This window comes from Bacillus yunxiaonensis (assembly GCF_037104695.1).
Classification (GTDB): domain Bacteria; phylum Bacillota; class Bacilli; order Bacillales; family Bacillaceae_G; genus Bacillus_A; species Bacillus_A yunxiaonensis.
This window is the reverse complement of record NZ_JBAWSV010000005.1, coordinates 451,803-471,253: the sequence shown is the minus strand read 5'-3', so window position 1 is coordinate 471,253 and position 19,451 is coordinate 451,803. Positions and strand designations below refer to the sequence as shown.

Annotated in this window: 15 protein-coding genes and 1 pseudogene; 15 read left to right on the top strand and 1 reads right to left on the bottom strand. The window is 36.6% G+C overall.

Going from position 1 to position 19,451, the window contains the following annotated elements; all coding sequences use genetic code 11:
* Window positions 1–23: 23 nt before the first annotated feature.
* Entirely contained in the window at window positions 24–494 is a 471-nt protein-coding gene (locus tag WAX78_RS17020) for an N-acetyltransferase (RefSeq protein WP_336483201.1), read from the bottom strand.
* A gap of 319 nt (window positions 495–813) precedes the next feature.
* On the opposite strand from WAX78_RS17020, the gene WAX78_RS17015 reads away from it, so the two are divergent.
* The 15 genes and pseudogenes from WAX78_RS17015 (at window position 814) to ftsA (ending at window position 19,426) form a co-directional block, all read left to right on the top strand.
* The gene (locus tag WAX78_RS17015) at window positions 814–1,695 is read left to right on the top strand and encodes a 2-dehydropantoate 2-reductase (protein WP_336483200.1); all 882 of its coding nucleotides are present in this window, start codon (window positions 814–816) and stop codon (window positions 1,693–1,695) included.
* A gap of 78 nt (window positions 1,696–1,773) precedes the next feature.
* Window positions 1,774–3,390 carry a bacillithiol biosynthesis cysteine-adding enzyme BshC gene (gene bshC / locus WAX78_RS17010; RefSeq protein WP_336483199.1) on the top strand — a complete coding sequence of 539 codons (1,617 nt, stop codon included), beginning with the start codon at window positions 1,774–1,776 and terminating at the stop codon, window positions 3,388–3,390.
* A gap of 391 nt (window positions 3,391–3,781) precedes the next feature.
* The gene (gene rsmH, locus WAX78_RS17005; RefSeq protein ID WP_336483249.1) at window positions 3,782–4,714 is read left to right on the top strand and encodes a 16S rRNA (cytosine(1402)-N(4))-methyltransferase RsmH; all 933 of its coding nucleotides are present in this window, start codon (window positions 3,782–3,784) and stop codon (window positions 4,712–4,714) included.
* 15 nt (window positions 4,715–4,729) lie between these two features.
* Window positions 4,730–5,086, top strand: coding sequence for a cell division protein FtsL (ftsL, locus tag WAX78_RS17000; RefSeq protein ID WP_336483198.1), 357 nt, complete (start codon window positions 4,730–4,732; stop codon window positions 5,084–5,086).
* A 21-nt stretch (window positions 5,087–5,107) separates the two neighbouring features.
* The gene (locus WAX78_RS16995) at window positions 5,108–7,270 is read left to right on the top strand and encodes a penicillin-binding protein (RefSeq protein WP_336483197.1); all 2,163 of its coding nucleotides are present in this window, start codon (window positions 5,108–5,110) and stop codon (window positions 7,268–7,270) included.
* A 90-nt stretch (window positions 7,271–7,360) separates the two neighbouring features.
* On the top strand, window positions 7,361–9,274 hold the full coding sequence (locus WAX78_RS16990; RefSeq protein WP_336483196.1) for a stage V sporulation protein D: 1,914 nt from the start codon (window positions 7,361–7,363) through the stop codon (window positions 9,272–9,274).
* A 162-nt stretch (window positions 9,275–9,436) separates the two neighbouring features.
* The gene (locus tag WAX78_RS16985; protein WP_336483195.1) at window positions 9,437–10,912 is read left to right on the top strand and encodes a UDP-N-acetylmuramoyl-L-alanyl-D-glutamate--2,6-diaminopimelate ligase; all 1,476 of its coding nucleotides are present in this window, start codon (window positions 9,437–9,439) and stop codon (window positions 10,910–10,912) included.
* A 22-nt stretch (window positions 10,913–10,934) separates the two neighbouring features.
* A complete protein-coding gene (gene mraY / locus WAX78_RS16980; RefSeq protein ID WP_336483194.1) occupies window positions 10,935–11,906 on the top strand; it encodes a phospho-N-acetylmuramoyl-pentapeptide-transferase in 972 nt (323 codons plus the stop codon).
* Window positions 11,907–13,259 carry a UDP-N-acetylmuramoyl-L-alanine--D-glutamate ligase gene (gene murD, locus WAX78_RS16975; protein WP_336483193.1) on the top strand — a complete coding sequence of 451 codons (1,353 nt, stop codon included), beginning with the start codon at window positions 11,907–11,909 and terminating at the stop codon, window positions 13,257–13,259. It begins immediately after the preceding gene.
* 271 nt (window positions 13,260–13,530) lie between these two features.
* The gene (spoVE, locus tag WAX78_RS16970) at window positions 13,531–14,628 is read left to right on the top strand and encodes a stage V sporulation protein E (RefSeq protein ID WP_336483192.1); all 1,098 of its coding nucleotides are present in this window, start codon (window positions 13,531–13,533) and stop codon (window positions 14,626–14,628) included.
* A 171-nt stretch (window positions 14,629–14,799) separates the two neighbouring features.
* The gene (gene murG, locus WAX78_RS16965; RefSeq protein ID WP_336483191.1) at window positions 14,800–15,903 is read left to right on the top strand and encodes an undecaprenyldiphospho-muramoylpentapeptide beta-N-acetylglucosaminyltransferase; all 1,104 of its coding nucleotides are present in this window, start codon (window positions 14,800–14,802) and stop codon (window positions 15,901–15,903) included.
* Window positions 15,904–15,953: 50 nt separating this feature from the next.
* Window positions 15,954–16,859, top strand: a complete 906-nt coding sequence (murB, locus tag WAX78_RS16960) for a UDP-N-acetylmuramate dehydrogenase (protein ID WP_336483190.1) — start codon at window positions 15,954–15,956, stop codon at window positions 16,857–16,859.
* A gap of 98 nt (window positions 16,860–16,957) precedes the next feature.
* On the top strand, window positions 16,958–17,704 hold the full coding sequence (locus tag WAX78_RS16955; protein ID WP_336483189.1) for a cell division protein FtsQ/DivIB: 747 nt from the start codon (window positions 16,958–16,960) through the stop codon (window positions 17,702–17,704).
* A gap of 94 nt (window positions 17,705–17,798) precedes the next feature.
* A pseudogene (locus WAX78_RS16950) lies at window positions 17,799–17,959 on the top strand (DUF1290 domain-containing protein); the annotation flags it as partial.
* 150 nt (window positions 17,960–18,109) lie between these two features.
* A complete protein-coding gene (ftsA, locus tag WAX78_RS16945) occupies window positions 18,110–19,426 on the top strand; it encodes a cell division protein FtsA (RefSeq protein WP_336483188.1) in 1,317 nt (438 codons plus the stop codon).
* The last annotated feature ends 25 nt before the right edge of the window (window positions 19,427–19,451 follow it).

Sequence of the window (19,451 nt, the reverse complement as noted above, 5' to 3'; positions counted from 1 at the left end):
CTGAATTACAGCTGTTTTTATTTTTAAGCAGATTCACTGTTTGTAACCGCATTCAAATTTGCGTTTGGATGCCAGATGTAAAAATCTCCATCATCAATGGTTACTTTTTCGAAGTGTAATTTTTCCCAAAAATCGGCAGATTGTACGCGAGCAATTGTTTTGATAGGAAGGTGCAATTGTTTTGCGTAATTGACCAGCATCTTACCAAATCCTTGTTTTTGGAATGTTGGTAACACTTCAAGTTTAAAAAGTTCTACATAAGGTCCAGTAAACAAATTATTAACGGACTGTTGTTTCGTATACAAGCTCATGCGTGCTATAAGAGAGCCGCCGTAATAAATTCCATAAAAAGGAGATTCGCTATCATTTTCGATGATATTTGCTTGTAAATCTTCCAACATAGATAATTCTTCAGCACCGCAACCTTTAAACTTTTTAAATTCTTCTAACGTTTTATAATTGATGAGCAAGCGCTCAACTTTGGGAAAGTGCATGTAATCACATCCTTTTCTAGGTGTAAAAAAATAAAGAAAAGTATAAATATTTATAATAGTATTATAACGCATTTTTTCATTTTTATGAAGAAAAGAGATAATTCTTTCAGTATTTTTTTGAAAAGTCTGCTAAAATTATTCTATAAACTATAAAGTAAAACTTTCATGAGTGGAGTTTCTTTCCTACTGATGAAAATCTTTCGACAATTGGGCTTTTACGGACAGTTATCCTCAGTATATCGCCTTCGCTTCTTCTGAACCTTAAGATGTGGGGTATAACTATCCGTGAATAGCGGGATAAAAATGGGGGCCTTTGTAGATGGAGATTGGTATAGTTGGACCGGGAGCAATCGGGCTCCTTTTTGCATTTTATTTAGAAAAAAATCAGCAGGCTGTTACACTATATACCCGAACAATAGAACAAGCTGAGCGATTGAACGAATATGGGATTACGTGTGTGCACAACGGTGCAAGAGAAACTGTATATCCGTTTGTAAGTCCTTTAGAGACTATAAATAACAAAACACATGATTATACATTTGTCGCTGTGAAGCAATATCATTTGGAAGGAATATGGCCATATTTGCAAGCGGAAAACCGGCTTATTTTCTTGCAGAATGGAATGGGACATCTTCATGTATTACAGCAGATTCAAAGTGCCAGTGTTGCGGTAGGGATTGTAGAGCACGGGGCGAAAAAAGAAAATGTTAATACCGTCCATCATACTGGAATAGGCAGTACGAAATTTGGGCTTATACATGGAAAAGAGGAACAATTTGAATCTCTATTTACTGTATTCTCTTCCAGTCAATTTCCGTTAGTGATTGAAAAAGATTGGAAACAAACAATGCTTTATAAACTTGTCGTCAATGCATGCATTAATCCCTTAACTGCGTTGTTTGGTGTCCAAAATGGTGAGTTATTGACAAATCCATCGTTTTACAAAGTGATGAAGCAAGTGTTTTCGGAAGTGATGGAAATTGTAGGTGATTCAAAATGTGATGAGTATTGGGAACGTGTATGTACAGTATGTGAAAATACGGCTCATAATACTTCATCTATGTTAACGGATGTACAGAATAATAGAAAAACAGAAATTGATGCAATTATTGGTTATTTAATTCGGGAGGCAGAACAGTATCAAAAATCAGTTCCAACGCTCTCCTTTTTGTATCATTCTATAAAAGGATTAGAAAGATAAGAGATATTCTTTGCTTTTATAACGAACATTGACTACAATTTGGTTGGTGAGAGATCAGGATATGAAAGGAAGAAGTATATGGAGATAAAAGAAATCTCTGTCCCGCTTCAAGGAGTTGTTGGGGACTATTTGAAACATAAAAAAGAGATTCAAGAATGCTTTGATTATCCGATAACGGAAGAGGGCTTTGTAAGACGTATACATGATTTGCGAAATAGACAGTATCCAAGGCAAGAGCTAGTATCACATTTATTACAATATAACCAAGAGTTGAATGCGGGAGAAAAAACACTTCAAAATATCCATGCTTTGTTAGAAGAAGATACATATGTTGTTGTTGGAGGGCAACAAGCAGGGTTATTAACTGGTCCTCTTTATACAATTCATAAAATTATATCTATTTTACAACTTGCAAAGGAAAAGGAAGCATCGCTGGGGGTGCGGGTTGTTCCTGTTTTTTGGATTGCGGGAGAAGATCATGACATTGATGAAATTAACCATGCTTTCGTTACGAAAAATGGAAAAGTGAAAAAGACAATTTTTCACGAGCGTCATCCATATAAAGCGAGTGCTTCTGAAATGGAGATTTCCATTGAGGATTGTAAACGGTGGATAGAAGAAATATTTAAAACATATCCAGAAACAAAATATACAAAGGACGTATTGCATTTTGTAGATGAATGCTTACAGCAATCGCGGACATATGTTGATTTCTTTGCGCATCTTATTACAAAGTTATTTACACAATCAGGTTTAATTCTTGTAGATTCTCATCACTCAATCCTTCGAACTATGGAAGTGCCCTTTTTCAAAGAAATATTAGCACGCTATAAAAATGTGCAAGAAGGACTTAACGATCAGCAACGTGTGTTACGTGAGCAAGGATATAAACCGATTATTGAAACAAAACAGAATGCTGTTCATATTTTTATGAACATCAATGGAGAGCGTCTGCTGTTAGAAGAAGAAGAGGGCCGTTTCATCTGTAAAGAGGGGATGTATTCATTTTCGTATGAGGAGCTCCTAGAAAGGATGGAGAGTCACCCTGAACAATTTAGTAACAATGTTGTAACAAGACCGCTTATGCAAGAATATGTTTTCCCTACGCTCGCATTTATTGGTGGGCCAGGAGAAATTGCGTATTGGAGCGAACTACAACAAGTGTTTCATGCGATGGATTTCCAAATGCCACCGGTTGTGCCGCGTTTGACAATTAGTTATTTAGCGCGCGATATTGAAACTGATTTACAAGATTTGCAGCTGCAGGAAAGTGAAGTGTTCAATAAAGGTATTACTGCACTCCGAGAAAAGTGGCTATCTATGCAAGTTGAAGAGCCGATAGACGATCAATTTACTCATGCAGCGGAGCAAATTGGAGCGATTCATACATCTTTACAACAATTTGTACAAAAAGTAAATCCAGGTCTGCGAGATTTTGCAAAGAAAAATGAGTTAAAAATTATGCAACAACTTGAATTGTTAGAGCGAACACTTCAGGCGGATTTTGAGAGAAAACATGAAGTGCAGCTTAATAAATTTCGTCGAATTGAAAATTCTTTACAACCTCTATATGCACCGCAAGAACGAGTATGGAATATTTGTTATTACTTAAATGTTTATGGACTTGATTTTGTGGAACGAGTTATGAAGCAAACTTTTAGTTGGACTGGAAAACAGCATATTATAAAATTATAAAATCTTGCTCTTAAGAGCAGGATTTTTTTTTATTTCGTGGAATTCTCTGTAAAACAATTTTATTTACTATGCAAACCTTAACGTGTAAAAGCTGAGAGTGCTCTTTTTTTTGAAGAACAGTACTTTTTTTGACAAAATGAAACAAAACGAAAGTAGATTATTATCTTTTTCGACATGTTTTTATGTATTTTCCCGCAAAAGATGATAAAATTTAGTATATAATAAGGTGACATTACCATTAGTAGGGAGTTGTGTTCCTGCTAATTGTCAGCCATACCAATCAGACTCTTAGGGGCAGTTATCTCAATTTCTCATAATTTTGTGGATTGACTGTTAAAGCGGGATAAAAAGATGCGTCAAGAGGATTATTTTGCAAAAAGTAGGTGCAACAATGTTTAAACACGTAACAGTGCTTTTAAAAGAAACAGTAGATGGCTTAGAAATTAAACCAAACGGTACATATGTAGATTGTACGCTAGGAGGTGGAGGTCATAGTGCTTATTTACTATCTCAACTTTCCGAAGAAGGAAGACTAATTGCATTTGATCAAGATGAGATTGCAATTCAAAATGCAAAAGAAAAATTCTCTTCTTACAACGGCCAATTTATAACTGTAAAAAGTAACTTTCGCTATTTGAAGGAAAGATTATATGAATTAGGAATTACAGAAGTAGACGGTATTTTATTTGATTTAGGTGTTTCTTCCCCCCAATTAGATACACCAGAACGTGGATTTAGTTATCATCACGATGCTCCACTTGACATGCGCATGGATCAAGATGCCCCGTTAACAGCATATGACGTTGTAAATAGTTGGTCATATGAACAACTTGTAAGAATCTTTTTTCAATATGGTGAAGAAAAATTTTCGAAGCAAATTGCAAGAAAAATTGAAGCGTACCGCGAGACAAAGCCAATTGAAACAACTGGAGAGTTAGTGGAATTGATTAAAGAAGGGATTCCAGCTCCGGCACGTCGGACTGGTGGACATCCTGCAAAGCGAGTATTCCAGGCAATTCGTATTGCAGTTAATGATGAATTAAAAGTATTTGAGGAAGCGTTGGAAGCAGCGATTGATATAACAAAAACAGGTGGGCGAATTAGTGTTATCACATTCCATTCATTAGAAGATCGCATTTGTAAAGTGACATTTAAAAAACATAGTACAACACCTCAGCTTCCACCAGGATTACCAATTATTCCTGATGAATATAAACCGAAATTGAAGCTAATTACAAGAAAGCCAATTTTACCTTCTGATGTGGAATTAGAAGAAAATAATCGAGCGCGTTCTTCAAAACTACGAATTGCTGAAAAATTATAAAAGGGAGAGAGAGGTATGACAAATTTAGCCGTTAAGTATAAAAAGCAGCAAGTAGAAGTACAATCTCAAGCTCCGCAGCAAGTAACACAGCCAGGTGTGAAAACAAAAATTACAAGAATTGAAAAATTATTGTATGTTGCATTTATTGGCTTTTTATTATATGCATGTGTAGCATTTATTGGTAATAAAGCGGCGTTATATGAAGCAGATGCTAAAGTAACCGAAATGGAAAGCACAATTACAAAACAACAAAAAACAAATCAAGAATTACAGGCTGAAACTGAAAAGCTAACACGTTATGATCGCATTGCAGAAATTGCAAAAAAACATGGACTTGAAATTAATGCGAATAATGTAAAAGGCTTAAATTAATACAATAGGTGTGAAGAAGAGATGAATACACGTAAATTTCATACCAACAAAGGAGCAGGGTTCTTCATCAAGGTTTTTCTCCTGCTCTTTTTTCTGTTGTTAGCCCGCTTTCTTTATATTGAAGCAACAAAAACAGTGCATGGAGTAGATTTAGAGACAATTGCGCAGCAAAAACATAATAAAGATGGGGTGCTCGAAGCAAATCGAGGAACCATATATGATCAAAATGGTTATGTACTTGCTCAAGATGCAAATTCATATAAGATGGTCGCTGCTTTAAAAGGACAAGATCATATAAAAGACAAAGAAGATGCTGCAGAGAAAATATCGAAAGTACTTGATGTAAGTAAAGAAGAAATTTTGAAGTACTTAAATAAAGACCTGACACAAGTAGAGTTCGGATCAATCGGAAAAAATTTAACGAAAGAACAGATGGAACAAATTAAAAGTTTAGGTATAAAAGGAATTTCTTTTGTTACAGAAAAAGCAAGGGTATATCCGAACGGAGATTTTGCTTCTTACGTACTTGGATATGCTAAGCCGAATGATCAAGGAATTGGAGTAGGGCAGTTCGGTCTTGAACAAAGTTTAGATAAATATTTACGTGCTTCTAACGGAAGTATGACGTATACAGGTGATACGAAAGGTGTCTCACTAGATGATAAAAAAAATGATGTGAAGCCTCCTAAAAATGGAGATAATGTATATTTAACAATTGACCAACGCATTCAAAGTTTTCTAGAAGATGCGATGGCAGAAGCAGAAAAACATTATGATCCATCAATGTTAATTGGAGTTGTAGCGGATCCAAAAACAGGGAAAATTTTAGCGATGTCTAGTAGACCAAGTTTTGACCCAAATAAACCAGAAATTAAAAACTATCTAAATGATCCTATTGCTAATGCGTATGAACCGGGTTCGACAATGAAAATCTTTACGTTAGCGGCTGCGATTAATGAAGGTGTATATAACGGTCAAGAGTATTATCAATCTGGTACGTATAAAGTAGGGAATTCGGTAATTAAAGATCATAATAACGGTGCAGGATGGGGTTCGATTACGTTTGATGAAGGTGTTGAGCGCTCATCAAACGTTGCTTTCGCTATTCTAGGAAATGAAAAATTGGGACCCGATCGCTTCCATCAATATATTCAAAAGTTTCACTTAGATCAAAAGACAGGAATTGATTTGCCTAAAGAAGGCGGAAATACAATTTTATTTGATAAGCAAATTCAGCAAGTAACAACGGCATTTGGACAAGGTTCTACTGTAACTCCAATTCAACTTGTACAAGCAGCTACCGCAATTGCTAACGACGGAAAAATGATGAAACCTTATGTGGTTGATCGAATTGAAGATCAATTGAATAATAAAGTTGTCATGCAACATAAACCGGAAGAGGTAGGAGAACCAGTTACAAAGGAGACTGCAGCACAAGTAAGGCAATTGCTAGAACGAGTCGTAACATCACCGAAAGGGACAGGAACAGCGTATAAACTTGATGGCTATTCTGTTGGTGGTAAAACCGGAACAGCACAAATTCCGGATGGAAACGGCGGTTATATGACAGGACGAGAAAATTATATTTTCTCATTCCTTGGTATGGCACCAATAGATGATCCGCAGCTTGTCGTATATTTAGCAGTGAAGCAGCCTAAATTAAAAGACACTGAAAATGGTGCACAACCGTTAGCTGAAATGTTTAAATCTGTAACGAAAAATAGCTTGGAGTATTTAAAGATTAAACCGAATGAAATAAAAGATGTGCAAAAACAAGTAAAACAGCAGCAAGCCGCTGTTCCAGATGTAACAGGTAAAACGATGGAAGAAGCAAAGGGAATAGTAGAAAAGGCGAAGTTCCGACCTGTTATATTGGGAGAGGGGGCAGTCAAACAACAAGTGCCAAAAGCGAGTGAAAAAACATTAACAGGTGATCGAGTATTCCTAGTAGGAGATCAACCGAAAATGCCGAATATTAATGGTTGGGCACTTCGTGATGTGATGAATTTAGCGAAAACATTAAATCTAGATTTGAAACTTTCAGGCACAGGATATGTAACCGAGCAAAGTATTGCTGAAGGTACCCCATTAAAAGAGCGAACTCCGCTAGAAGTAAAACTTGTTCCGCCTCTTGAACCGCAGCAAGAAGCGGAGAAGGAGCCGAGCAAAAAGAACGGCACTTAATACTTAATATAGGAGAAGTGGTCGTGTTCTAATTAAATAAGTACAAGCATATATTGGAACAAGTTAAGCGTAAAGGAGGCTTGTTCCAATATGCGTGTATCGAATGTAACAGTAAGAAAACGACTTATTTTTGTGCTTATATCTGGTATACTGATTTTTACAATTATCGATATTCGTCTTGGATATGTGCAGTTTTTTCTTGGAAATATGTTAACAAATCGTGCGAAAGATTCATGGAGCCGTAATATTACATTTGAACCTGAGCGAGGAAAAATTGTAGATCGAAATGGTGTAGAGCTCGCAACAAATAAAAGTGCACCAACTGTCTTTGTGGTACCAAGACAAATTGAAAAACCAGCAGAGACTGCAGAGAAATTAGCTGCAGTTTTAGGTGTGTCGAAAGAAGAAATTTATCAGCGTCTTACGAAAAAAGAGTCCATAGTCAGATTAGACAAAGGTGGACGGAAAATTTCTCATGACAAGGCAAAAGAAGTTAGGGCTTTAAGTTTAAAAGGAGTATACATTGCTGAAGATTCAATTCGATATTATCCGTTTGGAAAATATCTATCACATGTACTTGGATTTGCTGGGAGTGATAACCAAGGTCTTATGGGACTGGAGTCATATTATGACAAAGAATTAAATGGTGACAAAGGATATGTACGTTTTTTTGCAGATGCGAAAGGACAACGTATGCCGAACATTGGTGATGATTATAAAGAACCTGGAGATGGCTTGGATTTAAAGTTAACAATCGATTCACGTATTCAGACGATTATGGAGAGAGAATTAAATATTGCGGATTCGACGTATCATCCAGACGGAATGATAGCAATTGCTATGAATCCAAATAATGGTGAGATTTTAGGTATGTCTAGCCGCCCGAGTTTTGATCCAGCAGATTTCAAAAGTGTTTCACCGGAAGTATTTAACCGAAATCTCCCTGTATGGAGTACATATGAACCAGGATCCACATTTAAAATTATTACACTTGCAGCTGCTTTAAATGAAAAATTAGTAGACTTGGAGAAAGATACGTTTTATGATGATGGAGCAGCAGAAGTTGGCGGTGCAAGATTACGTTGCTGGAAAGCAGGGGGGCACGGTAGCCAAACATTTTTAGAGGTTGTTCAAAACTCTTGTAACCCAGGTTTTATAGAGCTTGGAAACCGTTTAGGAAAAGAAAAGCTGTTTCAATATATTCGTGATTTTGGATTTGGCGAAAAAACGGGCATTGATTTACAAGGAGAAGGTAAAGGGATTTTATTTGATCTAAAAAAAGTAGGGCCTGTTGAGCAAGCGACGACAGCATTTGGGCAAGGGGTGTCTGTTACCCCTATTCAACAAGTTGCTGCAGTAGCTGCTGCTGTAAATGGAGGCACGTTATATAAGCCGTACATTGCGAAAGAGTTTATAGATCCAACTACGAATAAAGTGATTAGTAAAACAACGCCTGTTGCGAAGAGACAAGTTATTTCCAAGGAAACATCAGAACAAGTGCGTTATGCACTTGAAAATGTTGTGGCAAAAGGTTCAGGTAAAGGTGCTTATATTGATGGTTATCCTGTCGGAGGAAAGACTGGTACAGCCCAAAAAGTAAAAGATGGGAAATATTTGGATAACAACTATATCGTGTCATTCGTTGGATTTGCACCAGCAGATGATCCGCAAATTGTTGTGTATGTCGCTGTAGACAATCCAAAAGGGGTTACACAATTTGGCGGGGTTGTAGCTGCACCAATCGTTGGGAATATCCTTCGTGATGTTTTGCCGGTTATGGGAGTAAAGCCTAGAAAAGAGCAAATTGAAAAGAAATTAACTTGGGATGAGACGCCTTTAATAGAAGTTCCTAATGTAGTAGGCATGGATCGAAAGGAATTACAAAATCAACTTGTTGATTTACAATTGGATGCTAGCGGCGAAGGAGACAAAGTGGTCGAACAATCTCCAAAGCCCGGCACGAAAGTAAAAGCAGGATCAAAGGTTCGCATATACTTTCATTAAATATGAAGTGCTTATTTACGATATAATAACATTCAACTAACTCGCAGTGAGACACTTGTTTCTCACTGCCTGTTAATTAATAAATTATGCTCTTATGTATGGAGTTCCTTGAAACTATCCATTTATAAGGGATAAATAAAAGAGTAGAGAGGGTTTAAAGAAATGAAGTTGCATACACTCGTATCAAGTTTGCATGATTTTCCGGTTGTTCCAAAAGAAAATCCGGAAATTACATCTATTGAAGCGGATTCGCGTAAAGTGACAAATGGAAGTTTATTTGTATGTATAAAAGGTTTCACGGTTGACAGTCATGAATTTGCTAAGCAAGCAGCCGCGCAAGGTGCGGCTGCTATTGTTGCGGAAAGACCAATTGATGTTGACGTTCCAGTTGTACTTGTTAAAGATACAGTACGTTCTTTAGCGGTGTTAGCTGATTATTTTTATGGACAGCCAACGCAAAAGTTACATTTAATTGGAATTACAGGTACAAATGGAAAGACAACAACATCGCATATAATGAACGAAATTATGCGTGCGCATGGACATAAAACAGGATTAATTGGAACAATTAATATGAAAATAGGTGACGAAACGTTTGAAGTGAAAAACACAACACCAGATGCATTAACATTACAAAAGACGTTCCATAAAATGATTGAACAAAATGTAAATAGTGCTGTTATGGAAGTATCTTCACACGCATTGCACCTTGGTAGAGTACATGGATGTGATTATGATGTAGCAGTGTTTACGAATTTAACGCAAGATCATTTAGATTATCATAAAACGATGGAAGAGTACAAACATGCAAAGGGCTTATTATTTGCACAACTTGGTAATAGCTACAATCATAATCGTGTAAAATATGCTGTATTAAACAATGACGATGCTGCAGCAACAGATTATATGAAAAGTACGGCAGCGACAGTGATTACGTATGGTATTGATACGAAAAGTGATGTAATGGCGAAAAATATTGAGATGACAAGTGCTGGCACGGCTTTTACGCTTGTAACTCCTAATGAAAGCATCAAGATTACGATGAAGTTAATTGGAAAATTTAATGTCTATAATGTATTAGCTGCAACTGCAGCATGTCTCGTTTCTGGTGTAGCATTGCAAACGATTATTGATGTTTTGCGAGAATTGAAAGGTGTACCTGGGCGTTTTGAAGTTGTTGACAGAGGTCAAGATTTTACAGTCATCGTTGATTATGCACATACACCGGATAGTTTAGAAAATGTATTGATGACAACGAAACAATTTGCAAAAGGGAATGTGTATTGCCTCGTTGGTTGCGGTGGGGATCGAGACCGTACGAAACGGCCAATTATGGCGAGGGTCGCATCTAAGTATGCAACGCATGCAATTTATACATCAGATAATCCACGCAGCGAACAGCCTCAAGCCATTCTTGATGATATGATAGAAGGTGTAAAAGGAAATAATTATGAAGTGATTGTTGATCGTAAAGAAGCAATTTTTCATGCCGTTGCCGAGGCGAAAGCTGGCGATATTATTGTAATTGCGGGTAAAGGTCATGAAACGTATCAAATTATTGGTACAGAAGTACATCATTTTGACGATCGTGAAGTTGCCGGGGAGGCAATTGCACAACGTTTAAGCATGAAAGAATAGCAACAAGAGAGGGGGACTAAATATGCTTGAACAAGGATTATTAATTACAGTTGGGGTGGCCTTTTTAATTTCAGTTGCGTTGTCACCAATTTTCATTCCATTTTTACGCCGTTTAAAGTTTGGACAGAGTATTCGTGATGAAGGTCCGAAGTCACATCAAAAGAAATCAGGAACACCAACCATGGGCGGAATTGTTATTTTTATTTCAGTTATGATTACGTCTATTATTATGATGTTTAAGTTTCAAAAGAGCGCTGAGACATATTTATTGCTTCTTGTTACATTTGGTTATGGTTTAATCGGATTTCTTGATGATTACATTAAAGTTGTTAAAAAAAGAAATCTTGGTTTGACATCAAAACAAAAATTGATAGGACAATTTATTATTGCAGTAGCTTTCTTTATTATTGCAAAGGGACAAGGATTTGACACACATTTAAATATTCCAGGAACGGAAATTAAGTTTGATTTACACTGGGCGTACTTTGTTCTTGTTCTCTTTATGTTAATAGGGGCTTCAAACGCAGTTAACTTAACAGATGGTTTAGATGGATTATTAGCAGGAACAGCCGCGATTGCATTTGGTGCGTATAGCATTATTGCTTTTGCTCACGAGCAGTACACAATTGCTATTTTTTGTATGGCAGTTGTTGGAGCGGTGTTAGGATTTTTAGTATTTAATGCTCATCCAGCAAAAGTATTTATGGGAGATACAGGATCTTTAGCACTTGGTGGTGCTTTAGCTGCTGTTTCAATTTTAACGAAAACAGAATTATTATTAGTCATCATTGGTGGAATGTTTGTTATTGAAACACTTTCTGTTATTATTCAAGTTGTTTCGTTTAAAACAAGGGGAAAGCGTGTATTCAAAATGAGTCCGCTTCATCACCATTATGAATTATGCGGTTGGTCAGAATGGCGAGTGGTTGTAACATTCTGGTCAGTAGGGCTTTTATTTGCAGTGTTAGGAATTTATATCGGGGTGTGGATGTAATTGAAAACGATAACTGACTATCAAAATAAAAATATTCTTGTATTAGGTATGGCAAAAAGCGGTTATGCTGCAGCCGTTTTATTAAAGAAACTTGGAGCAAATGTAATTGTAAATGATAGCAAGCCGCTAGCTGAAAATCCGTTAGCGACAGAGTTGCAAGGTCAAGGAATGGAAGTTGTATGTGGCGGTCATCCCTTAGAATTATTAGAAAAAAATATTTCTCTTGTTGTAAAAAATCCTGGGATTCCGTATTCTAACCCGTTACTTGTAGCGGCAAAAGAAAAAAATATTCCGATTGTAACAGAAGTAGAATTAGCATATCGTATTTCGGAAGCACCGTTTATTGGAATTACAGGATCTAACGGAAAAACAACGACAACAACGTTAACATTTGAAATGTTAAAAGAAGGGGAAAAACATCCTGTTATTGCTGGGAATATCGGTACGGTAGCATGTGAAGTTGCACAAGATGTAACTGAGCAGCAAGTGGTTGTAACAGAACTGTCTTCTTTTCAATTAATGGGTATTGAAACGTTTCAACCGAAGATTGCGGTGCTTTTAAACTTATTTGAAGCACACTTAGATTATCATGGGACAAAGAAAGAATATGGTTTAGCAAAAGCGAATATCTTTAGAAATCAAACTGAAAATGATTACAGTATTATTAATGCTGATGATGAAGATGTAATGATGCTGATTGAGCAAAGTAAAGGACAAAAAGTGTACTTTTCTACGACAAAAATGATTGAAGACGGCGCTTGTGTAAAAGATGGTGCTCTTTACTTTAAAGGTGAAAAAGTTATTGATATTCAAGATATCGTATTACCGGGTAAACATAATTTAGAAAATATACTAGCTGCTATGAGCATTGCAAAGCTTATGGGTGTTGCTAATGAAGCGATTATAGCAGTCTTAAAACGTTTTACAGGTGTAAAGCATCGTTTAGAGTATGTAACAACAATTGGAAATCGTAAGTTTTATAATGATTCAAAAGCAACAAATATGCTGGCGACAGAAAAGGCATTGTCTGCATTTACACAGCCAGTAATTTTATTAGCTGGTGGGTTAGATCGTGGTAATGAATTTGATGATTTAATCCCATACTTCGGGCATGTGAAGGCGCTACTTACATTTGGACAAACTGCACCTAAGCTTGTTAAAGCTGCAGAAAAGGCTGGAATGAAAGTGATTAAACGTGTCGATAATGTGGAACAAGCGGTACAAGAAGCATATGCTCTTTCAGAAGAGGGAGACGTGATTCTTTTATCTCCTGCATGTGCAAGCTGGGACCAATTTAAAACATTTGAAGAAAGAGGAGACATGTTTATACAAGCTGTGCATAAGCTAGTATAAAGTGAAAGAATCATCAGTGGATTGTTCCTACTGATGATTCTTTTATAGGTAGATAAAGTGAAACTTCTATTAGAGGGTTTTTTCTTCGTCGCCTACTGATGAAAAGCTTTCATCAATCGGGTTCTTACAGGTAGTTATCTCACACCTATCTTCTTTGATTTCCTGCAATCTTGAGGTGGGAGTCATATTGTCTGCAAGTAGCTAGATAATGCTGCTTCATTTGTGAAAAGGTACGGCTAACGAAAAGCTGCTTTCAAAGAGGTGATGCTCATTGCCAACAAAGAAGACTCCTGATTTTATTCTTATTATTGTGACATTGTTACTTTTGACAGTAGGAATGGTGATGGTATACAGTGCTAGTGCTGTATGGGCTTCGTATAAAATGGGAGATTCATTCTTTTTTGCAAAACGGCAATTGTTATTTGCTGGGGTCGGTGTCGTTGCTATGTTTTTTATTATGAAGATTGATTATTGGGTGTGGCGTACATACTCCAAAGTGATTTTGCTTATTTGTTTCGTTCTCCTTATTTTAGTTTTAATTCCTGGAATTGGACTAGTACGAGGCGGGGCTCGAAGCTGGATTGGTGTAGGTGCATTCTCTATTCAGCCTTCAGAGTTTATGAAGTTTGCGATGATTATTTTTTTAGCGAAATTTTTATCGGAAAAACAAAAAATGATTACGTCTTTCAAACGAGGATTACTTCCTGCGCTTAGTTTCGTGTTTGTTGCATTTGGTATGATTATGTTACAACCCGATTTGGGAACAGGAACCGTAATGGTTGGAACTTGTGTTGTTATGATTTTTGTTTCAGGAGCACGTATTTTTCATTTTGCAATGTTAGGGTTAATTGGAGTCGGAGGATTTGTTGGGCTTATTGCATCAGCACCGTATCGAATAAAGCGTATTACATCATATTTAGATCCATGGTCGGATCCGCTTGGTAGTGGATTTCAGATTATTCAATCGTTACTTGCAATCGGACCAGGGGGGTTATTTGGACTCGGTCTTGGGCAAAGTAGACAAAAATTCTTTTACTTACCAGAGCCGCAAACAGACTTTATTTTTGCGATTCTATCCGAAGAATTAGGTTTTATTGGTGGTTCGTTTGTGTTATTATTATTTAGTCTGTTGTTATGGCGCGGGATTCGCGTAGCGTTAGGAGCGCCAGACTTATACGGTACTTTTTTAGCAGTCGGGATTGTGGCGATGATTGCGATTCAAGTGATGATTAACATTGGCGTTGTAACTGGATTAATGCCAGTTACAGGAATTACCTTGCCATTTTTAAGTTATGGTGGGTCTAGCTTGACCCTTATGTTAATGGCGATTGGAGTATTACTAAATATAAGTCGTCATTCTCGCTACTAAACCCTGTTTTTATGACAGGGTTTTTCATATGTGAAAACGGAAACAAAGCGATTGGTATATGAATGGCATACATAAAGTGAAACTTCTATCAGTAAGGTTTAGTTGAATCAATCAGACTTTTACTGCCCGTGAGCAGCGGGATAATAGAAAAAAGAAGCGGAGGAACAGGCAGTGCGAGTATTAGTCAGCGGTGGCGGAACAGGTGGGCATATTTATCCAGCTCTTGCGTTAATTCGAGAAATCAAAAAAATTCATCCTGAAGCGAGATTTTTATATATTGGTACGGAAAATGGTTTGGAAAGTAAAATCGTTCGCAAAGCCGGCATTCCATTTCAATCCATTGTTATTAGCGGATTTAAACGGAAATTATCAGTTGATAATGTGAAAACGGTGATGCGTTTTGTAAAAGGTGTACAAGATAGTAAACGTTATATTCGCCGTTTTAATCCAGATGTTGTAATTGGAACAGGTGGTTATGTATGTGGTCCAGTTGTATATGCAGCTGCCAAACTTGGTATTCCAGCAGTTGTGCATGAACAAAATAGTGTACCTGGTGTAACAAATAAATTTTTGAGTCGCTACGTGAATAAAGTAGCAGTTTGTTTTGATGCGGCAACAGAACATTTCCCACAAAATAAAGTTGTGATGACAGGAAATCCTCGTGCTTCGGAAGTAATGAACCAAAATGGTATGAAGGGCAAGCGTTCGGTAGGGTTATCTCTTTCAAAAAAATCAGTGTTAATTTTTGGAGGAAGCCGAGGTGCTAGACCGATTAATGATGCATTTTTAGGAGCAATTGAACAATTTGGTAATAAAAATTATGACGTATTGTACGTTACAGGTGAAGTACATTATGATAAAGTAATGGAAGCTGTGAAACAAAAAGGAAATCCACAGAATGTTATTATTAAGCCGTTTATTGATAATATGCCAGAAGTACTTACTGGGGTAGATCTTGTTGTTTCGCGTGCGGGTGCTACAACATTAGCTGAGCTAACAGCTTTAGGGAAACCAAGTATCTTAATTCCGAGTCCGTATGTAACAAATAATCACCAAGAGAAAAATGCTCTTTCTGTTGTTGATAAAGGGGCAGCAAAAATGCTTCTTGAAAAAGATTTAACAGGTGAAACGCTTATTGGTAATATTGATGAAATTTTACTAGATGTACAAAAACTACAAAATATGAAACTAGCTGCAAAGCAATTAGGAATTCCAGATGCAGCAAACAAGCTGTTTGAAGTTATGAAAAAACTTGTAGAAAATAACGTTAGGTGAATGCCCTGCATACTACTGTAATAAGGAGACTTAATATGGGGGAGAGCATCATGAAACAATTAGCAAAAGAACTTATGGAAGCACAGGTAGGCAAAGTATTGGAAAATGAATCGCTGGCTCGCTATACAACTATGAAAATAGGTGGTCCGGCGGATATTTTAGTGGTTCCAAGTAGCGTTGAAGGTGTGGAAAAGTCGATAAAGCTTGTGAAAAAGCATGGAGCAAAATGGACTGCAATTGGTCGTGGTTCCAATCTTCTCGTATCGGATAAAGGCATTGAAGGAGTTGTGATTCGATTAGGAGAAGGACTAGATCATTTAGAAGTAGATGGTGTTACTGTACGAGTAGGTGGAGGGTATTCTCTCGTTAAGCTGTCAACTTTATTAAGCCGCCAAGGATTAGCTGGATTAGAGTTTGCTAGTGGTATTCCTGGAAGCGTAGGCGGAGCAGTTTATATGAATGCAGGTGCTCATAAATCGGATATATCTGAAATTTTAACGAGAGCTCGTGTTATGTTTGAAGATGGAACGATTGAATGGCTAACGAAAGAAGAGCTAGAATTTTCTTATCGCACATCTGTTTTACAAAAGAAGCGTCCTGGTATTGTATTAGAGGCGGAGTTACAATTAAAAGCAGGTAATCGTGAAGACATCATCGCGATTATGCAAAAGAATAAAGATTATCGCCGTGATACACAACCTTGGAATCACCCATGTGCAGGCAGTATTTTTAGAAATCCACTACCAAACTATGCTGGTAATTTAGTTGAAAAGGCTGGATTACGTGGTTATCAAATTGGTGGTGCAAAAATTTCTGAAATGCATGGGAACTTTATTGTTAATACAGGTACTGCTTCTGCGCAAGATGTTCTTGATTTAATTGCTTTTGTGAAGAAAACCATTAAAGAACAATTTGCTGTTGATATGCATACAGAAGTAGAGATTATTGGAAGATAATAGTTGTTTGTCCCGTGCATTGTCATTTATGATATAATAGAAAGAGAAGAACGGCATGCATAACATGCCGTTCTTTATGTTACATAGGGGGATCGTACATGAAGAATAGTAAAGTTATTAAACTACAAGATCGTGTACCAAAATTAAAAAATCAAAAGAAGAAGAAACAGGTAAATAAACGATTAATTTTATATGTATCGATTTTATTTTTATTGGTGCTTTTTTTAATCTATTTTCGATCTCCGCTTAGCAATATAAAGAAAATTACGGTTCACGGCAATCACTATATGACAGATGAACAAATAATGGAGCAAGCAGGCATTACATATAAAACAAGCTATTTTCGTGTAATGACACAGCAAGCAGAAACAAATTTAAAGAAGCAAAAAGAGATTAAAGAGGTTCATGTAAAGAAACAATTTCCAAATCAAATTGTTATTGATGTTGAGGAGTATGTGACAATTGGCTACATAAATAAAGAAGGAAAACTGTATCCGCTTTTAGAAAATGGAAAGTCACTAGATGCTCTTCCGAATGGGAAATTGCCAATTGCTGCACCGATTTTCGTTCCATTTGAAGAAAAGAAAATGAAAGAATTGATTGCTGAATTAGAAAAATTAACACCAACTGTTCTTCGATCTATTTCTGAAATTCATTATAAGCCAACAGATTTGTATGCAGATCATCTTACATTATATATGAATGAGGGATATGAAGTAAGTACAGTTATTCAAGATTTTGCAAAACGAATGGAAGCTTATCCTCTTATTATTAAAAACTTATCACCAGATAAAAAGGCAATTATTCACTTAGAAGTAGGAGCATATACGGAATATGTGAATTAATCAATAAAGGTGTAATAAAGCGGATATTTGAACTGTAAAATAGTTGTTTCTAGGAAAGATAGAAACTTACTCTTAGAAATTATGTAATTAAGTCATATTTTTCTCTATTTTCTTTTTTAATATAATCTTAGCTGCAAGTTTAGCTTTTCTAGGAGTACATCTTGGTGTAGACTTATATTTGGCAGCAATCTTTGTAGTCGGATAAGATTGTTTCAAATTATAGCAGTGATTTGCATCTTACTGTTAGAAAAATGAATGAGTGCCAAATAAAAATAAGAAAAATGTAGCGTTAAAAAAGGGAAACACATAAATACGTTGAATATTTTTCTTATAACATAGTAAAACAACGATTGTTGTTCCATATATTGAATTTTGTGGTATAAATAAAGAAGGAGGTGCCAAAGAATGAACAGCAATGAAATATACGTTAGTCTTGACATCGGTACATCCAATGTTAAAGTCATCATTGGCGAGATGGTCAATGACGCTTTAAACATTATTGGTGTTGGAAATGTAAAGTCAAATGGTTTGAAAAAAGGCTCCATTGTTGACATAGATGAGACTGTGCAATCGATTAAAAAGGCGATTGAACAAGCTGAACGCATGGTAGGGATACACATTGAACGTGTTGTTGTAGGTGTAAACGCAAATCAAGTACAGCTTCTTCCTTGTCATGGAGTAGTCGCTGTTTCAAATGAAGATCGTGAAATTGGAAACGAAGATGTGCTTCGTGTACTTGATGCAGCGCAAGTTGTGTCAATTGCGCCAGAGCGTGAGTTTATTGATGTGGTACCTCGACAATTTATCGTAGACGGTCTCGATGAAATTAATGATCCGCGCGGAATGATTGGTGTACGTTTAGAAATGGAAGGCACATTAATTACAGGCTCGAGAACATTGTTACATAATTTGCTTCGATGTGTAGAAAAAGCGGGTCTTGAAATAATTGATATTTGTCTTCAACCATTAGCGGCATCAACAGTTGCTTTGTCAAGTGATGAAAAAAACCGAGGTGTTGCTCTCATTGACATCGGTGGAGGTTCAACAACGCTATCAATTTTCCAAGATGGAGAATTACAAACAGCAAGCATATTACCAATTGGCGGAGATCATATTACAAAAGATATAGCTATTGGATTGAAAACATCAACGGAAAATGCCGATCAAATTAAACTAAAATATGGACATGCTTTTTATGATACAGCATCTGAGGAAGAGTTATTTACTGTTTCAATTATGGGCAGTGATCAAACAGAGCAATATTCTCAAGTAGAGCTATCAGATATCATTGAAGCTCGTGTAGAGGAAATTCTTATGTTTGTACAAGATGAGGTACAAAAGCTTGGTGTGAAACATTTGCCGGCTGGTTATGTACTTACTGGCGGTGTTGTTTCTATGTCAGGTATTCTTGATCTTGCCTACGATATTCTCCATCAAAATGTTCGTATTGCGACGCCGGATTATATCGGTGTACGCGAACCGCAATATACAATTGGTGTTGGACTTATTAAAAATGCTTATCAAAAAGCTAAGTTACGAGGAAAAAGTGTTCAGGAGAAGCAAGAAAGCTATGAATTACAACATGCACCAGTACCTGCTGCAGTGCAACAACCTGTAAAGCAAAAGCCACGTAATGACAATAACAATAACAAAAACAATAGTAATAATAATGAACGAATGATGTCAAAAGTGAAGCGTGTATTCCGATATTTATGGGAATAGATTTGAGCGCGAAAAATGAGGTTCT